The following is a 1086-nucleotide window of genomic DNA, read 5'->3' as shown; positions in this document are numbered from 1 at the left end:
TAAAGAATGACAAATCTATTGAACTTGCAAATATTGATATAGAAGATTTAACTAATCATATAAAACTATTACTACAAGATAGTAAATTTTGTTCAGAATTAGCAGAATTAAATTATAAAGATGAATTTGTAAATTTTCTAAATATTGTTAATTTAAATATTGGTGCTGAAGAGCGAGAACTTTTGGAGAAACATTTAGTTGATATTCAATCTAAGCAAACAGAAATAGAGAAGAAAGAGAAAGAGCATACTAAAGAATTATATGCACTTACTAAACAAGATAAGGATGTTCTTAAAGATATATTTGGTAAGTTATCTATTGATTTTGAATTAACAGATAATATTGTGTATAGATTAGGCAAGATATATTTGCGTTAAATTCAGGTAAACGTGCTATTAAAGATAGGTTTAAGTTAATTACGGATCATTATGATTATTATGATATTAATCATAGTTATAGTTTTTCTATATCTAATCTTGCCCCTCCCATCTCATCTGTAGTTTAATGGGAGGTGGAGTAGATGATTATACATGTAATAATCTTCATTTTAATAATTTTATATCGTATGTTCAAATATATATACAATTGTTTAAGAAATATTATTAAAAAATATGTTTATGACTATCATAYAACAAAAGAATACAATGAATATTTAGGTAAYTTGTMTTGTGATCTCCAAAGAATGGAAATCAGACGTAGGCTTTATGATGATGGGGGTTTTGATGTCTGACATTAATAACATCACATTATCAGGACGCTTAGTTAGAGATTCACTTTTATCTTATAGTAGTACAAATTTAGCTATATTAAATTTTGCTATAGCTAATAATATTAAAGTCAAAAGAGAAGGTGAGTGGAGAGATGATGCACAATTTTTTAATTGTGTATTATTTGGTAAGCGAGCAGAAACTCTTCTTCATTTTCTTCTTAAAGGCAAGCAAGTTGTTGTGCAAGGATCTATGAGACATGAGCAATATAAAGATAAACATAGTGAAGTTAATAAAATTAAAAGCATTATTTTTGTAGATCAACTGAGATTGTTTGGTGGGGATAGTAAGTATCATAATCCTAAAGTTGATATTCCTA

The 1086-nt window shown here is 26.8% G+C and carries 1 protein-coding gene and 1 pseudogene; both read left to right on the top strand.

Annotated elements, in window-relative coordinates:
* Window positions 1-377, top strand: a pseudogene (locus U880_RS0100155) (DUF244 domain-containing protein); the annotation flags it as partial.
* Between the two features lie 291 nt (window positions 378-668).
* Window positions 669-1086: single-stranded DNA-binding protein (locus tag U880_RS0100145; RefSeq protein ID WP_084543140.1), on the top strand; the 418-nt coding region annotated here is incomplete at its 3' end.

The sequence above is a fragment of the Borrelia hispanica CRI genome, assembly GCF_000500065.1.
GTDB classification, from domain to species: domain Bacteria; phylum Spirochaetota; class Spirochaetia; order Borreliales; family Borreliaceae; genus Borrelia; species Borrelia hispanica.
This window is presented reverse-complemented; position numbering and strand designations above follow the sequence as displayed.